This is a genomic window from Shewanella sp., from assembly GCF_041630135.1.
GTDB lineage: Bacteria > Pseudomonadota > Gammaproteobacteria > Enterobacterales > Shewanellaceae > Shewanella.
Genome location: NZ_JBFKLW010000015.1, coordinates 35,524 through 50,696, shown reverse-complemented (window position 1 = coordinate 50,696; position 15,173 = coordinate 35,524). Strand labels below are relative to the sequence as shown.

16 protein-coding genes are annotated in these 15,173 nt (G+C 52.6%); 8 read left to right on the top strand and 8 right to left on the bottom strand.

The annotated features are described in order from the left end of the window. Positions 1-46 precede the first annotated feature (46 nt). The 3 genes from ABYK60_RS06135 to ABYK60_RS06125 form a co-directional block, all read right to left on the bottom strand. Positions 47-595 carry a glutathione peroxidase gene (locus tag ABYK60_RS06135; RefSeq protein ID WP_372871088.1) on the bottom strand — a complete coding sequence of 183 codons (549 nt, stop codon included), beginning with the start codon at positions 593-595 and terminating at the stop codon, positions 47-49. A 201-nt stretch (positions 596-796) separates the two neighbouring features. Continuing rightward, entirely contained in the window at positions 797-1,909 is a 1,113-nt protein-coding gene (locus ABYK60_RS06130) for a PilT/PilU family type 4a pilus ATPase (RefSeq protein WP_372871061.1), read from the bottom strand. Positions 1,910-1,918: 9 nt separating this feature from the next. Beyond that, the gene (locus ABYK60_RS06125) at positions 1,919-2,956 is read right to left on the bottom strand and encodes a type IV pilus twitching motility protein PilT (RefSeq protein ID WP_126167633.1); all 1,038 of its coding nucleotides are present in this window, start codon (positions 2,954-2,956) and stop codon (positions 1,919-1,921) included. A gap of 35 nt (positions 2,957-2,991) precedes the next feature. Here ABYK60_RS06125 and ABYK60_RS06120 point away from each other — a divergent pair, with 35 nt between their 5' ends. The 8 genes from ABYK60_RS06120 to ABYK60_RS06085 all read left to right on the top strand — a co-directional run bounded on the left by ABYK60_RS06120 (position 2,992) and on the right by ABYK60_RS06085 (position 9,960). Beyond that, entirely contained in the window at positions 2,992-3,705 is a 714-nt protein-coding gene (locus ABYK60_RS06120) for a YggS family pyridoxal phosphate-dependent enzyme (RefSeq protein ID WP_372871087.1), read from the top strand. A gap of 113 nt (positions 3,706-3,818) precedes the next feature. Further along, the gene (gene proC / locus ABYK60_RS06115; RefSeq protein WP_372871060.1) at positions 3,819-4,634 is read left to right on the top strand and encodes a pyrroline-5-carboxylate reductase; all 816 of its coding nucleotides are present in this window, start codon (positions 3,819-3,821) and stop codon (positions 4,632-4,634) included. A gap of 59 nt (positions 4,635-4,693) precedes the next feature. Continuing rightward, on the top strand, positions 4,694-5,242 hold the full coding sequence (locus ABYK60_RS06110; RefSeq protein WP_372871059.1) for a YggT family protein: 549 nt from the start codon (positions 4,694-4,696) through the stop codon (positions 5,240-5,242). Continuing rightward, positions 5,242-5,529 carry a DUF167 family protein YggU gene (yggU, locus tag ABYK60_RS06105; RefSeq protein WP_372871058.1) on the top strand — a complete coding sequence of 96 codons (288 nt, stop codon included), beginning with the start codon at positions 5,242-5,244 and terminating at the stop codon, positions 5,527-5,529. The genes ABYK60_RS06110 and yggU overlap by 1 nt, the downstream gene beginning before the upstream one ends. Positions 5,530-5,609: 80 nt before the next feature. Then, positions 5,610-6,044, top strand: a complete 435-nt coding sequence (locus ABYK60_RS06100) for a DUF4426 domain-containing protein (RefSeq protein WP_126167638.1) — start codon at positions 5,610-5,612, stop codon at positions 6,042-6,044. 143 nt (positions 6,045-6,187) lie between these two features. Beyond that, entirely contained in the window at positions 6,188-6,784 is a 597-nt protein-coding gene (gene rdgB, locus ABYK60_RS06095) for an RdgB/HAM1 family non-canonical purine NTP pyrophosphatase (protein ID WP_372871057.1), read from the top strand. A 5-nt stretch (positions 6,785-6,789) separates the two neighbouring features. Further along, the gene (hemW, locus tag ABYK60_RS06090) at positions 6,790-7,956 is read left to right on the top strand and encodes a radical SAM family heme chaperone HemW (protein WP_372871056.1); all 1,167 of its coding nucleotides are present in this window, start codon (positions 6,790-6,792) and stop codon (positions 7,954-7,956) included. 144 nt (positions 7,957-8,100) lie between these two features. Beyond that, entirely contained in the window at positions 8,101-9,960 is a 1,860-nt protein-coding gene (locus ABYK60_RS06085; RefSeq protein WP_372871055.1) for a DUF885 family protein, read from the top strand. A 592-nt stretch (positions 9,961-10,552) separates the two neighbouring features. Here the strand turns inward: ABYK60_RS06085 and ABYK60_RS06080 are convergent. The 5 genes from ABYK60_RS06080 to trmB form a co-directional block, all read right to left on the bottom strand. Beyond that, a complete protein-coding gene (locus ABYK60_RS06080) occupies positions 10,553-11,494 on the bottom strand; it encodes a LysR family transcriptional regulator (protein WP_372871054.1) in 942 nt (313 codons plus the stop codon). A gap of 335 nt (positions 11,495-11,829) precedes the next feature. After that, a complete protein-coding gene (locus ABYK60_RS06075) occupies positions 11,830-12,642 on the bottom strand; it encodes a YggN family protein (protein WP_372871053.1) in 813 nt (270 codons plus the stop codon). A 292-nt stretch (positions 12,643-12,934) separates the two neighbouring features. Next, positions 12,935-13,849, bottom strand: a complete 915-nt coding sequence (gene glsB / locus ABYK60_RS06070) for a glutaminase B (RefSeq protein WP_372871052.1) — start codon at positions 13,847-13,849, stop codon at positions 12,935-12,937. Positions 13,850-13,852: 3 nt separating this feature from the next. After that, positions 13,853-14,179 (bottom strand): YggL family protein, encoded by a 327-nt coding sequence (locus ABYK60_RS06065; RefSeq protein ID WP_372871051.1) that lies wholly within the window; start codon positions 14,177-14,179, stop codon positions 13,853-13,855. Positions 14,180-14,213: 34 nt separating this feature from the next. Then, positions 14,214-14,930, bottom strand: coding sequence for a tRNA (guanosine(46)-N7)-methyltransferase TrmB (trmB, locus tag ABYK60_RS06060; protein WP_372871050.1), 717 nt, complete (start codon positions 14,928-14,930; stop codon positions 14,214-14,216). Between the last annotated feature and the right edge of the window lie 243 nt (positions 14,931-15,173).

Sequence of the window (15,173 nt, the reverse complement as noted above, 5' to 3'; positions counted from 1 at the left end):
CATCGCCGGCGTTTTTTTATTTCAGCCTGAACTCGCTCGTTAGAACTTAGAGCGCCTTGGGCAACACAGCTTCAATAGCTGCCTTAAGCTCCAGGCTGTCGGGCTTCACCCGTGAGTTGAAAGCCTTCACTTCGTTGCCATCGGCAGACACCAGATACTTATAGAAATTCCACTTGGGCGAACCGGCTTTATCCCCCAGATATTCAAACACAGGGTTGGCATCGCCGCCGCGCACAGCAGATGTGGCCAACATGGTAAAGGTTACCCCGTAATTGAGATAACACACCTTGGCCGTGTCTTTTTCATCGTTTTCTTCCTGAAAGAAATCATCGGAAGGGAAACCCACCAGCACCAGCCCCTTGGGGCCGTATTCCTTGTTTAACTGTTCCAGCGCCTTGAACTGCGGGGTAAAACCACAATTACTGGCGGTGTTGATAAAGAGCACCGGCTTGCCAGCGGCAATGTCGCACAGGTTGACCGATTCGCTGGAATGCAGCTTTCGAAACTCATGGTTGAGATACGCAGGGCAAGCAACCTGATCGCCCACTGTTTGCGCCGCGCCGCCCCGAGCTTCAGTGGCCTGTACTTCTGCCATTACCGGATAAACACCTGCAATCAACAGTAATGAAAACAATAAACTACGCATCCTGACTCCTGAGTATTGATGTCTTCAGTGACCTTTCCCGGCATTCGTTGTCCGATGGTGGAAAGCGCTTGGTATAGATGAGAGTACGCCACAAGCGGCCGCTGCGATCAAAAAACCAGGCATACGCCTGGTTTTTTTCATCATAAAGCGTCAGTCCATATCCAGGGTCACGCCCTCAAGGAAGCCAGAACCGGTACTTTCAGAGCCAGCCAGTTTAATCATCAAACGCAGATCGTTTGGCGAGTCTGCATGGTGCAGCGCATCGGCGTAGCTGATTTCACCTTCCTGATACAGTTTGAACAGCGCCTGGTCGAAGGTCTGCATTCCCTGCTCGTTGGACTTGGCCATGGTGTCTTTAAGCAGATGCAGCTCATTTTTCTGAATGATGCTGGACACCCGAGGGGTGTTAATCAGAATTTCAATGGCTGCACGGCGGCCGGTACCATCAGCCTTGGGCACCAACTGCTGAGCCACAATGCCCCGCAGGTTCAGCGACAAATCGAACAACAGCTGCTGGTGCTTACTCTCAGGCACCAGGTGCATGATACGGTCAAGCGCCTGGTTGGCGTTGTTGGCGTGCAGTGTTGCCATACACAGGTGGCCGGTTTCAGCGAACGACAGCGCAAATTCCATGGTTTCCTGGCTGCGGATCTCACCGATAAGGATTACGTCCGGCGCCTGACGCAGCGAGCTTTTCAGTGCCGCATCAAAAGATTCAGTATCTATGCCTACTTCCCGCTGAGTAATGATGCTCTTGCGGTGGTCGTGCACAAATTCCACCGGATCTTCGATGGTCAGAATATGGCCGCGCTCGTGGCCATTACGGTAACCCACCATGGCAGCGAGCGAGGTCGACTTACCTGTACCTGTACCACCCACCATGATGATAAGACCACGCTTACTCATCACCAGATCTTTCAGTACCGGCGGCAGTTTCAGATCTTCCATCTCAGGGATACGGGTCTCGATACGACGCATTACGCAGCCTGGCGATTCACGTTGCCAGAAAGCGCTCACACGGAAGCGCCCAAGATCTTTGGCGGCAAAGGCGAAGTTACATTCGCGGCTTTCGTGAAATTCTTTCTTCTGCGCATCGCTCATAAGCGATTCAACAAAATCCAGCGACTGCGCCGGGCTGAATGGATTTTCCGCCAGCGGCCGCAGCTCACCATCGATTTTGGCACTGGGAGGAAAGCCTGCGGTGATGAACAAATCCGAGGCTTTACGCTCGACCATCACCTTCAAAAAGGGACGTACATCCATGGTTAATCCTTAAAATGTCGCCTGCTTGTTGGAACTCTTGGCCATGGCATCTTCACGGGTGATGAGACCACGGTTCACCAGATTGGCCAGACATTGCTCGAGGGTCTGCATGCCATGGGCCATACCGGTTTGAATAGCCGAATACATCTGCGCCACCTTGTCCTCACGGATAAGGTTACGGATTGCCGGAGTCCCCATCATGATTTCGTGAGCAGCCACCCGGCCGCCGCCAATCTTCTTGATAAGCGTCTGGGAAATTACTGCCTGCAGCGATTCAGACAACATGGTACGCACCATGTCTTTTTCACCGGCGGGGAATACGTCAACCACACGGTCAATGGTCTTGGCTGCCGAGGTGGTGTGCAGAGTACCAAACACCAGGTGACCAGTTTCTGCGGCCGTCATGGCCAGACGAATGGTTTCAAGGTCGCGCATCTCACCCACCAGAATCACGTCGGGGTCTTCACGCAGCGCGCTTCGAAGGGCGGCGTTAAAGCTGTGGGTGTGGCGATGCACTTCACGCTGGTTAATCAGACACTGTTTGTTCTGATGCACAAATTCGATAGGGTCTTCGATGGTCAGGATGTGGTCGTGACGGTTTTCGTTAACGTAGTCAATCATACCCGCCAGGGTGGTACTCTTACCGGAACCTGTTGGGCCGGTTACCAGCACCAGACCACGGGGGAAACTGGCGATTTTTTTGAAAATTTCCGGCGCGCCCAGCTGCTCAAGGGTAAGAATTTGACTGGGAATGGTGCGGAACACCGCCGCTGCACCGCGGGACTGGTTAAAGGCGTTCACACGGAAACGGGCGAGATTGGGCACTTCAAAGGAAAAGTCGATTTCCAGGTGCTCTTCATAGTCTTTGCGCTGCTTGTCATTCATAATGTCGTACACCAAGGAGTGTACGCCGGCATGATCGAGTGCAGGCAGATTGATTTTACGCACTTCGCCATCCACACGGATCATCGGGGGAACCCCGGCAGACAGGTGTAGATCCGAGGCTTTATGTTTTACACTAAACGCCAGTAACTCTGTGATTTCCATGGTATGGGATATCCATTCAACCGATTGATTACATGATGACAACAATAGCAGACAGACTGGCTCTCGCCCAGCAGCGAATCACCCAAGCGGCGCAAAATTCTTCAAGAAACCCATCAGAAATCAAACTCCTTGCGGTCAGTAAAACTAAACCTGTTACGGATATTCAGGCAGCCTTTATTGCCGGGCAGAACAGCTTTGGTGAAAACTACGTTCAGGAAGGGGTTTCCAAGATAGAAGCCCTTGGCGACATTTGCCCCGGTATCGAGTGGCATTTCATCGGCCCGCTGCAATCCAACAAGAGCCGTCTGGTAGCCGAACACTTCGATTGGATGCATACCTTAAGCTCAGAAAAGCTGGCGACCCGACTGGCAAACCAGCGCCCGGGTAGTAAAAAGCCGCTTAACGTGCTGATTCAGGTGAATATCAGCGAAGAAGACAGTAAGTCCGGCATCGGCGGTAATGAGATTGCGGCCCTTGCCGACGTCATCTGCGCCCTGCCTCAATTGAAACTCAGAGGCCTGATGGCGATTCCGGCGGGCACCGAAGATGAAACCCGCGCCCGCGCCGAGCTTGGCGCCATGAAAACCCTGTTCGATGCCCTAAGACAAAGCCACGGGGAGCGGGCACAAATCGACACCCTGTCCATGGGCATGAGTAGCGATCTGGAACTTGCCATCGCCGCAGGCTCAACCATGGTGCGTATTGGCAGTGCCATTTTTGGCGAACGCGACTACGGCACTTCAACCTGAACTAACCATAAAACTTGGGCCGATTTCAGCAGGCTGATTTTTACCGATCGCATTGTTTTTGCAGCACCCGGCCCCCATATTGACCCTATGACACAGCCCAAGAGGCCCTGTAGATGCAACAAAAGAAAATCTGTTTTATCGGCGCCGGCAATATGAGCCGGGCCATCATCGGTGGACTGGTAAAAAGCGGCTACGACTCAACCTTAATAACCGCCACCAACCCGAGTGCCGCCAAACTTGAGGCGCTGGCAGCCGATTACGGCATCAATACCTCCCACGATAACCTCGAAAGCGCCAGCAATGCCGATGTAATTTTGCTGTCGGTGAAGCCCCAGCTGATGCAAGGGGTTTGCGAAGCGCTGGCCGAGGTTATCGACGGCAAGTTGCTTATCACCATAGCCGCGGGTATCCCCGAAAGCCGCTATCATGATTACTTCGGCAAGCAGGTCAAACTTATCCGCACCATGCCAAATACCCCTATGCAGCTGGGGCTGGGGATGACAGGCCTTTATGCCCCAGCGGGGATCTGCGATGATGACAAAGCTTTTGCCGAGCACCTGATGCGCGCCTGTGGCGATGTGGTGTGGGTCGCCGATGAGTCTGGAATCGATAAGGTAATTGCACTTGCAGGCAGTTCACCGGCCTATTTTTTTCTGTTTATTGAGGCCATGATAGAAGCCGGTGTGCAGATGGGTCTGCCACAAGCCGACGCCCGCACCCTGGCGCAACAGGCTGCCGTTGGCGCTGCGGCCATGGTCAAGCAAAATCCGGATCTCACCCCAGCTGAGCTCAGGGCCAATGTGACCTCCAAGGGCGGTACCACCGCCGAGGCGATTGCCACCTTCGAAGCCGGTGGACTTCGCAGCCTGGTTAAGGATGCCATGGGCAATTGCATCAGGCGCGCCGAGGAAATGGCCAAAAGCTTTTAACGATACGATTTTTGAGAACTGATTGTTTAAACCCGTTTTAGAAACTAAGGGCAAACTTCATGAATGCGATGGTTTTTTTGGTTAACACCCTGTTTGACCTCTATCTGATGGTGGTGATCTTAAGGATTTGGCTGCAGCTGACCAGAGCCGACTTTTACAACCCCTTCAGCCAATTTGTGGTAAAGGCCACTCATCCGGTGATTGCACCGCTGCGCCGCATTTTGCCTCCTATCGGCAAACTAGACACCGCCTCCGTGCTGCTGGCCATTACCGTTGTTGTAGTGAAAATGCTGGTGTTGACCCTGATAGCAGGGGCTGTCATCAACCTGCCCACCATACTTGCCTACTCAGTAGTGGCGGTGATTAAAAACGCCGGTGTGCTCTTCTTCTGGATGCTGCTTATCCGCGCCATCCTCAGCTGGTTCAATCAGGGTTATAACCCCTTTATCATGGTCATCGCCCAGCTGACCGAGCCTGTGCTGGCGCCGCTACGCCGTATCATTCCACCCATAGGTGGCCTGGATTTGTCGGTACTGGTGGTGTTTATCGCCCTTAACTTTATCAATATGCTGCTGTCGCAATACGTGCCCTTCTGGGCTTATATCTGATGCAAGCCATCAGATACGATAACGACGATCTGCTGCTGGCCTTGTACGTTCAGCCCAAGGCCAGCCGGGACGACCTGATGGGGCTGCACGGCGAGGAGCTTAAACTCGCCATCACAGCGCCACCGGTGGACGGCAAGGCCAATGCCCATATCTGCAAGCTGCTGGCCAAGCGCTTTAAAGTCGCCAAGGGCGATGTGGTCATTGAGCGCGGCGAACTTGGCCGCCACAAGCTCATCCGTATCAAAAGCCCCAGCCAAATCCCGGAAGATTTCAACGCGTTTTTATAAAACAGCCACCCCGGCGAAATGTCAGTCGCGTTTCGCCGGTTTATACTTATGCAATACGTCCATTTCAGGAGGACAGGATTATGTTGCGTCAACTCTGCGCAGTATTGGTACTGACCGCCAGCCTCTGTGGTCTGGCCAGCGCCGAACAAAAGGAACAGGTAGGTCAGTACGATATCCACTACATGGCTCTGCCGAGTACCTTCCTCACCCCCACCATAGCCAAAAACTATGGCATTGAGCGTTCCAGCTACAAGGGCATAGTCAATATTGCCGTGCTCGACACCGCCGAAGCGGGCAACCCAGCGGTGCCGGTCGAAATCAGCGGCGTCGCCAATAACCTGCTGGATGCCAAGGTGGAGCTCAAGTTCCGTGAAATCCGCGAAGGCGCGGCAATCTATTACATTGCCGAGGTGCCGGTTCGCAACGACGAGGAAATCAACTTCCAGATTGCGGTCAAAAGCGGTAACAAGCTAAATACCACGTTGAAATTCAAGCAGAAGTTCTACATAGACTGACAGATTTCACAGCCGATAAGCCTGCATTCGCAGGCTTTGTTTTTTCTGTCCTTTGAAGGTGTCCTTGGGTATCATGGCGCCACATTGACACGGCGCATAAAACCCTACTGGGGCGCGCCTTCCAGGCCTATTTGGGGGTTATGATGAAAAAGATGGTTCTTGCCAGTGGCAACAAAGGAAAACTGAAAGAGTTCAATGAAATGTTCTCTTCGTTTGACGTTGAGGTTGTAGCTCAAAGCGAGTTTCAGGTACCCGACGTTGAAGAAACCGGCACCACCTTTGTTGAAAACGCCATCATCAAGGCCCGCCACGCCGCCGCCATTACCGGTTTACCGGCCATAGCCGACGACTCAGGTCTGGAAGTTGACGCCCTCGAAGGTGCCCCCGGCATCTATTCCGCCCGCTATGCAGGCGTTGGCGCCAAAGACACCGACAACTGGCAAAAGCTGCTTGGCGCACTCGAACAAGAAACTGAGCGCCGTGCCCGCTTCCAGTGCGTGCTGGTATTTATGCGCCACGCCAAGGATCCAACCCCCATCATCTGCCAGGCCTCTTGGGAAGGACAGATAGGCTTTGAAGCCAGAGGCGATAATGGCCACGGCTACGACCCGATTTTCATCGCCCAGGGCGGCGAGCTGACCGCAGCAGAAATGTCGTCCGAAGCCAAAAACGCCGTGAGTCACCGCGGCAAGGCGCTGGCGCTGCTGCTGGCTGAGTTCAAGGCCAAAGGTATCATCTGAATTCTATGAGCCGAGCCGTGATCCAGGGCAGCCCTTCTTTGACGCTGCCACCGCTGAGCCTGTACGTACACATCCCCTGGTGCGTGCAAAAATGTCCCTATTGTGATTTCAACTCCCATGGCCAGCAGGGTGAGTTGCCGCAGGAAGAGTATGTCGACGATTTGCTGAAGGATCTGGATGCCGACCTTGGTTATGTTCAGGGCCGCAAACTGCACAGCATCTTTATCGGCGGTGGCACGCCATCGCTGTTTGATGCCAGCGCCATTGGCAGGCTGCTGGATGGCGTAAAGCAGCGCATCCCCTTTGAAGCCGATATCGAAATCACCATGGAGGCCAACCCCGGCACCCTGGAACATGACGATTTCAGCGCCTATCGCAGCGCCGGAGTCACCCGCCTGTCGGTTGGGGTGCAAAGCTTTTCCAAAGACAAGCTTAATCTGCTTGGCCGCATTCATGGCAAGGATGAAGCCACCCGCGCCGCCGAGCTTGCCAAAGCCGCTGGTTATCAAAGCTTTAACCTGGATTTGATGCACGGTCTGCCCAATCAGTCTTTCGAAGAGGCCATGGCCGATATCGATACTGCCGCCAGCCTGAACCCGCCGCATCTGTCCTGGTATCAGCTCACCATTGAGCCCAACACCCTGTTCCATTCGCGGCCGCCGCAATTGCCTGATGATGAAGATCTGTGGCGCATCTACGAACAGGGTCAGAAAAAACTGGCGGCGCTTGGCTATGAGCAATACGAAATTTCGGCCTATGCCAAACCGGGCTTCCAGTGTCGCCATAACCTCAATTACTGGCAGTTTGGCGACTACCTCGGCATCGGCTGCGGCGCCCATGGCAAACTGACTCTGGCGACAGAAAACCGCATTGTGCGCACGGTAAAGATTAAGCATCCCAAGGGTTATCTGGGTGCCAGCGACTTTATGTTCGAGTGCTCAGAGGTAGCTGAAGAAGACCGACCCCTCGAGTACCTGATGAACCGACTGCGGCTGATGAGCCCTATTCCCAAGGCCGAGTTTGAAGCACGCACAGGTATCAGTGCTGACACCATTGCCGGGGGCATGCTAAGCGCCGCCGAGCGCGGCCTGATAGAGATCAGTGACAGCCACTGGACCCTTACCCCCAAGGGCCATATGTTCGTCAACGATCTGCTGTCGCAGTTTTTATGATCTTTGAGTGCGCAAGGTTCACGGCTGACTGAAAAAGCCGTGATACCGCGCACATCGAAACATTTCCTAACACTAAACTCTGAAATTTAACACTGGCTTCTTTAGGATGATCCCATTGCAAATCAACCAAGCTAAAGCCAGCCAATGTTCTCAACTCATAAAAACAATAAAGCCTTTCTCACCCTCAGTCTGATGATAGCACTGGGCACGGTTCCTTCACTGGCCATTGCTGAACCCATCAAAACTGCTGCCGAGCAGCAGGCACTGTCTGCATCTGAGCAGGCCAACGCCCTGTTTGAAACCCTGTTTATGGAAAACGTGATGGCAAGCCCCATCAGCCAAACCATGCTGGGTATCAAGGGCGCCGACTATGGCAAATGGGATGAAATCAGTGAAGCGGCCAGCGAGCAGGAACTGGAGCGGGCCAAATCACAGCTTGCACGCCTGCAGGCCGTTAATTCAAGCGAGCTGGATGAGCAGACTGCCCTTAGCTTAACCCTGGCGATTCAGCGGCTGGAAAATCAGATTGCCGACCACAAATGGCGCCTGCACAACTATCCGGTAAACCAGATGTACGGCGTGCACTCACTCACTGCATCGATACTTATCAACCAACATATGGTCGACAATATCGACGATGCCAAGGCTTACATCAGCCGCCTCAATGGCGTACCACAGCGCTTTGCTCAGCTTAAAGATGCGCTTGAGCTTAGAGCCGCCAAAGGCATCATAGCGCCCAAGTTTGTATTCCCCCATGTAATCAACGACAGCAACAACATCATCAAGGGTGCCCCGTTTGAAAACGGCGCCGACAGCACCCTGTGGGCCGATTTCAAGCGTAAAGTGGAAAAGCTGGAGATCACCGATGCAGAGCGTGCTGAGCTGTTGTCCCAGGCCGAGGCGGCACTGAAAAACGCAGTTAAACCGGCCTACAGCGATCTGATAACGTATCTGGGCACCCTGGAAGCACGTGCCGATAACAAAGATGGCGTGTGGAAGCTGCCTGACGGCAATGCTTTCTATAACAATGCCCTCAAGCGCACCACCACCACCGACATGGATGCCATCGCCATCCACGAATTGGGGCTTAAGGAAGTGGAGCGCATTCACAATGAAATGCGCGACATCATGAAAGAAGTGGGCTTCAAAGGCAGCCTGAAAGACTTCTTTATCTTTATGCGCAACGATGAGCAGTTCTACTATCCGGAAACCGATGAAGGCAAGGCCGCCTATATCAACGATGCCAAGGCCCTGATTGACAACATGTCATCACGTCTCGATGAAGTCTTTGCGATCAAACCCAAGGCCGGGCTTATTGTGAAGCCGGTTGAGTCGTTCCGTGAAAAGAGCGCCGGTAAGGCCTTCTACAACCAGCCCTCTCCGGACGGCAGTCGCCCCGGCACCTACTATGCCAACCTGTACAGCATGAAGGCCATGCCCAAGTACCAGATGGAAGCCCTGGCCTACCACGAAGGCTTGCCCGGCCACCATATGCAGATTGCCATTGCCCAGGAACTGGAAGGTCTGCCCAAATTCCGCCGCTTCGGCAGCTACACCGCCTATGTTGAAGGCTGGGGTCTGTATACCGAATATTTTCCCCGTGAGATGGGCCTGTATCAGAATCCATATTCAAACTTCGGCCGTCTGGCAATGGAACTTTGGCGAGCCTGCCGCCTGGTAGTAGACACCGGCATCCACGCCAGGAAGTGGACCCGCGAGCAGGGAATTTCTTACTACGTAAATAATACACCCAACGCTGAATCTGATGCGGTGAAAATGGTTGAGCGCCATATTGTTATGCCTTCACAGGCGACAGCTTATAAAGTGGGGATGAACCGTATTCTGGATCTTCGGGCCTACGCTAAAAAGTCGCTTGGGGACAAGTTCGACATCCGCGAATTCCACACTTTGCTGCTTAAGAATGGGCCGCTCCCTTTAGATGTACTTGAAAGTCAAGTGCAAAACTGGGCGCAGGATACCAAGAAAAGCACCGCTAAATTGTAGTATTCAACCATAGGAGTCTGCACCCGCTGGCGCTATTTATTTCATTAAGAATATATCTCCTTGCCAAAGGACTGCAGGCTCCAAACAAAAAAACGCCACAACCTGAGTTGTGGCGTTTTTCTGCTTTGCTCCCCGAGTGCCGCTCATTCTGATTATTCGGCGGGTGGTAGGGTACAGGGCGCGAAATCTGTTCCGTCAGAAAACCAGTATGGTGAAAAAAAATCACCCCGGCATGACGTCCGGGGTAAACCAAATACTAGGATGATGGTTTCAAAGCCGGACCGTTTTAATCATAAACTCTGCCGGCATTGTCTTGAGACTGCGAATCGCATGATTTGCGCATCAACAGCAGAAGGGGTCATTTCCCTGTCGATACGGGCTCAAATCGCCCCAATCCAATTGCGTTCTATTGTATTTATTAACAAACAGAGTGCAAGTGACATATAAAAAAGTGCTTTAGCAAGCACTAAAAAACCGGCCTTGAAGCCGGTTTTCTGTCACTAGTTAGATCAATGATTTAATTACCATTTTCACACCAACAACGACAAAGATCACAACATTATCCCGAAATCGAAACAATGAATTTAGATATTCATCGACGCTCGGCGTATAAATCCTGATACGGCGCATCCCAATAAGGTGGTGTTCCTATATGATTCTTGATGAAGTCGATAAAGGAACTTACCTTGGGAGCCAAGTGCTTACGGCGCGGATAAACAGCCTGCAACGGCAGATGATGAGTCAACTGCCAATCACGCAGCAGCGGCACTAAAGTCCCCTTCTTCACTTCATCTTCCATCAAATAGCTTGCCAGGTACACTACCCCCAAACCACTTACGGCGGCAGATTTCAGTGCCGGGGCATTATCCACCCGGAAGTTACCCGACACACCAATCTCGCAGTAGTCGTCACCACGTTTGAACTGCCATACACTGTGTTCATGCCACTCACCGTGGTACACCAGACAGTTATGGTCAACCAGCTGCTCCGGACGGGTTGGCTCACCATGGCGGGCAATATAATCAGGAGAAGCCACCAGCAAAAACTGACACTTCATCAGTGGGCGGGCAACCATACCCAGCGGCAACTGCTCTGACATGGTCAGCAGCAAATCCAGCCCTTCACTGACCACATCTACCTTGTGATCAAGCAGACTTACCTGCAGCTCAAGCTCAGGATGACGGGTCATGAATTCGGGCAAGGCAGGAATAATATGCATGGTACCGAAGGACTGGGAAATCCCCACCTTGAGTACACCTCGGGTTGCATCATTAAGGTTATGCACACTGGCAACGGCCTGATCTGCATCCCGCAGCAGCTCTTCACCCTGCACATACAAAAGATGACCGGCCTCGGTCAGACTCAGGCTGCGGGTAGTACGCTGGATAAGTTGCACACCCAGCTTATGTTCGAGATCAGCCACCTGAGTGCTCACCTTTGACTTGGAGATTCCAAGTTTCCTTGCTGCAGCACTGAAACTTCCAGCCCGGGCAACATGGGTGAAAATGGCAATGGGTTCTAACAGTTCTAACATGAAGGTGGCCTTAAGCTATGTTCGGCGATCCAGGCTCGGGCGGCACCAGAACCAGGACAAACCAATGATAATCAATCAGATAACCAAAAAAGCACGTTAAGGTAGAGTCAGGGAGTCTCGGAATGAACCGAGTTTTTTGTTATTTTTTAGCAGTATAACAAAATTCCGCTTACTGTCTCCACTTCTGCCGTGCTGTAAGTGATTTCAGCTGAATAAAAAAAGGCCCCAGGGATGGGGCCAAACGTTCAAGGAATGAACCAAGGAAGTCTCTAACAATGTTTGCTGAACTATTTCACTGAACTCCTATATCTCACAACATACTTTCCTTACCGCTGTTACTCACGCAGAGCCTCAGGCTTAGAATCTGCCAGCTCAAGCTTTGACAAGGCTGGCACCTTGGTACGCAGCTCACTTTCAAGGGCGACCAGCGTCTCAAACTCATCACACATCTTGTTGGCACGCTCCTCCAGTGTTGACGCCTGAGCTTCCATTTCACGCTCGATCTGCTCGCCCATGGCTTCCATTTTCTTGCCAAAGGCTTCCATCTTGGCTTCGAAACTATCGCCTTCTGCAGACAGTATTTCGGTGCCGAGCCGCACCATCAGGGTGCCTACTGATTCCTGCACCAGATTTTCTATTTCCTGTTCGAACTCTTTGTCAAACACCTCATCGATGGAGCCGTCGGTCACGCCTATGTAGTAGCTGTCGCCATTTTTGTGCATCACCTCGCCCAGGCGTTCATTAACATTATCCATAAGCTCAGCAACCCGGCTGCCGGTATCCTCACCAAGCAAAGGCGTCAGAGCGGTATTAACCGCTTGGCTCGCCAGACCAACAGCATCACCCACCAAGGAAACAAATTCGGGTACCTGACGGGACACACTGTCGGCATAGCTGTCGACCAGCGCGCGCTGCTCAGCAGTCAGGACAACTTCTTTGCCTTCCACATACAATTTGCCGGGTTCGAAGCGATAAAACTCATCCCCTTTCTGGCTCAGCACCAGCTTTTTGGGTTCAAGAGAAATGTCATAATTCAGGTTTACATCGCAGCTGTCTTTATTGATTCCATGCGCCATGGCAGGTACCACAGCCGTCACCCCAATCAAAGTTGCCAAAGCCACGCCGGTAACAAGAGTCTTGGTTTTCATCGCATCTATCCTTGCCTTTGTAAGTTATATGGCTTGATATAGCGAAGGTCGTGCCAACTTTTACAATTCAATGATTAATAAGGAATTAATATAATTTCAATGAAGATGAGCTGAATCAAAGCAAAGACAGGCGTGAGCTAAATAACTAAAAAGTGATTTTTTTCACCAGTAACTAAGGAAGGTAACAAAAAGCGATCTCCTGCGATGGGGAGCCAAGTCCGCAAATCAGGAGTTCGCCTTTAAGATTCGTAGCTGTAATTGAGCGAGGGGCAAAAAACCTAAAAAGAAAGGCTCAGAAAATCGAGCGTCCCAGCTCCTGGGCTAGCAGCTCCAGCAAACGGGTGCCCGCCAGGCTATTGCCGCTGGCATCCAGCGCCGGAGACCAAACGCACACAGCCATATCTCCGGGAATGACCGCGATAATACCGCCGCCCACACCACTCTTGCCCGGCATACCAACACGGTAAGCAAACTCACCGGCGCCATCATAAAGGCCAGAGGTTGACAGCAGCGCATTCAGGCGCTTGGTCTCTGTGGGGCTCACAATCTCCCGCCCATCCAGAGTCATGCCCTTGTTGGCAAGATAAATCATCGCCCGGGACAAATCGGCGCAGCTCATCGACAGCGCGCAATAATGGAAATAACTGCGCAGCACCTTGTCCACGTCGTTGTGGAAGTTACCGAAAGACTTCATCAGATAGGCAATAGCGGCATTACGGGCGCTGTGCTGATATTCAGAGGCGGCAACCACCTTGTCATAGCACACAGAGTTGTTACAGCTCATCATGCGTACCACTTCCAGCATCCGCTGTTTGGGCGCACCCAGACGGCTTTGCAGCATATCGGCAATCACCAGCGCACCAGCATTGATGAAAGGATTTCGCGGAATACCCCGCTCAAGTTCAACCTGCACCAGGGAGTTAAACGAATGCCCTGATGGCTCTTTGCCTACCCGCGACCAAATTTCACGCTCTTCGTAGAGCATCATGGCACCGGTCAGGCTGAATACTTTGGAGATACTTTGAATAGAGAATGGCTCTTGCCAGTCACCGGCCCCAATGGTGGTACCATCGAGACTGGTAATGGCAATGCCCAGCTTATGGGGGGAAACCTGGGCAAGGGCCGGAATATAATCCGCCACCTTGCCCTGTCCGAGCAGCGGCCTGACTCTGGCTATCAGCTCATCAAGCAGTGCCTGCTCGGCCATCGATTAGCCCCACCAAAGATCGTAAAGCTCAGACACTTCCACAGCGGATACCGGCAGGCTATCGAAGAACGCCTTCACCGCAGCGCGGTCTTCATCGGTACACTTGCCCAGGGCCTGAGTGGCAATAATGCCTTCCCAATCTTTGTGGCCGCCGCCATGGAAACCCAGTTTGCGGGGCTCAATAACTTCATCAATAAACTTATCCACCAGCGCGTCAATGTCGGCTTCGCTGACACTGTCATTGAATACCCAGCGTACGTCAAAACCCAGTTCCTGGAACTCATCCACTCGCAGCTTTTTACGCAGACGGGCGCTACGGTTCTTGGCCATGTTTCTTTCCTCTTTGGTTGATGGAAATAATTGATTATTCAACGCGTTCGAACATGAGATCCCACACCCCATGGCCCAAACGGTGACCACGGTTTTCAAACTTGGTCAGTGGGCGATGATCCGGGCGTGGTACATAGTCGTTAGTTTCAGACTGGTTTTTGTAACCTTCGGCAACGCTCATCACTTCCAGCATATGCTCGGCATAGTTTTCCCAGTCTGTAGCCATGTGGAATACACCGCCGATTTTCAGCTTACGGCGCAGCAACTGCACAAATTCAGGCTGTACGATACGGCGCTTGTGGTGACGCTTTTTGTGCCATGGGTCTGGGAAGAACAGCTGCACTCTTGCCAAAGAGCCGTCGGCAATAGCGTTTTCCAGCACCTCCACTGCATCGTGGTGATACACACGCAGGTTGCTTAACCCAGCAGCACCGGCATCACCGAGGCAAGCACCCACGCCGGGCTTGTGCACTTCAATACCGATAAAGTTAAGCTCAGGGGCGTTGGCCGCCATCTCCACCAGAGAAGCGCCCATACCAAAACCGATTTCCACTACGGTATCAGCTTCACGGCCAAAGGCCTCGGCAAAATTCACAGGCTCGGGGCTGTATTCCAACCCCATGGTGGGCCAAAAACTTTCAAGGGCTTTGGCCTGGCCTGTGGTCAGGCGACCTTCACGCAGAACAAAGCTGCGTACCTTGCGAAGATAAACGCCATCCTCGTTAAATTCTGCGGTGGTTACTTCACTCATTCCTGCCTCGCATCTGCCCGCAATTCATTGCCCCATGGACGTTGAAATGCAGACACGTAAAACACTATTCAAAAAGGAAGGGGCATTATCCAAAGTTATCCTTTGAGCGCAAGCCCCGAAGCTGAAAAAGTATACCAGCAGCAGCGCTTGCTGACAGCCTGAAATCCCAGCCATTTTACCCGCACACCAGAACAAGGCACACAGCCCTGCTTGTCCCCTGAGCTCGGCAAGGCTACACTGCCC

What these genes read in the sequence shown, in the direction of transcription:
- ABYK60_RS06135 (WP_372871088.1), bottom strand. Translation starts at nt 595, where the DNA reads ATGGCAGAAGTACAGGCCACTGAAGCTCGGGGCGGCGCGGCGCAAACA.
- ABYK60_RS06130 (WP_372871061.1), bottom strand. Translation starts at nt 1,909, where the DNA reads ATGGATGTACGTCCCTTTTTGAAGGTGATGGTCGAGCGTAAAGCCTCG.
- ABYK60_RS06125 (WP_126167633.1), bottom strand. Translation starts at nt 2,956, where the DNA reads ATGGAAATCACAGAGTTACTGGCGTTTAGTGTAAAACATAAAGCCTCG.
- ABYK60_RS06120 (WP_372871087.1), top strand. Translation starts at nt 2,992, where the DNA reads ATGACAACAATAGCAGACAGACTGGCTCTCGCCCAGCAGCGAATCACC.
- proC (WP_372871060.1), top strand. Translation starts at nt 3,819, where the DNA reads ATGCAACAAAAGAAAATCTGTTTTATCGGCGCCGGCAATATGAGCCGG.
- ABYK60_RS06110 (WP_372871059.1), top strand. Translation starts at nt 4,694, where the DNA reads ATGAATGCGATGGTTTTTTTGGTTAACACCCTGTTTGACCTCTATCTG.
- yggU (WP_372871058.1), top strand. Translation starts at nt 5,242, where the DNA reads ATGCAAGCCATCAGATACGATAACGACGATCTGCTGCTGGCCTTGTAC.
- ABYK60_RS06100 (WP_126167638.1), top strand. Translation starts at nt 5,610, where the DNA reads ATGTTGCGTCAACTCTGCGCAGTATTGGTACTGACCGCCAGCCTCTGT.
- rdgB (WP_372871057.1), top strand. Translation starts at nt 6,188, where the DNA reads ATGAAAAAGATGGTTCTTGCCAGTGGCAACAAAGGAAAACTGAAAGAG.
- hemW (WP_372871056.1), top strand. Translation starts at nt 6,790, where the DNA reads ATGAGCCGAGCCGTGATCCAGGGCAGCCCTTCTTTGACGCTGCCACCG.
- ABYK60_RS06085 (WP_372871055.1), top strand. Translation starts at nt 8,101, where the DNA reads ATGTTCTCAACTCATAAAAACAATAAAGCCTTTCTCACCCTCAGTCTG.
- ABYK60_RS06080 (WP_372871054.1), bottom strand. Translation starts at nt 11,494, where the DNA reads ATGTTAGAACTGTTAGAACCCATTGCCATTTTCACCCATGTTGCCCGG.
- ABYK60_RS06075 (WP_372871053.1), bottom strand. Translation starts at nt 12,642, where the DNA reads ATGAAAACCAAGACTCTTGTTACCGGCGTGGCTTTGGCAACTTTGATT.
- glsB (WP_372871052.1), bottom strand. Translation starts at nt 13,849, where the DNA reads ATGGCCGAGCAGGCACTGCTTGATGAGCTGATAGCCAGAGTCAGGCCG.
- ABYK60_RS06065 (WP_372871051.1), bottom strand. Translation starts at nt 14,179, where the DNA reads ATGGCCAAGAACCGTAGCGCCCGTCTGCGTAAAAAGCTGCGAGTGGAT.
- trmB (WP_372871050.1), bottom strand. Translation starts at nt 14,930, where the DNA reads ATGAGTGAAGTAACCACCGCAGAATTTAACGAGGATGGCGTTTATCTT.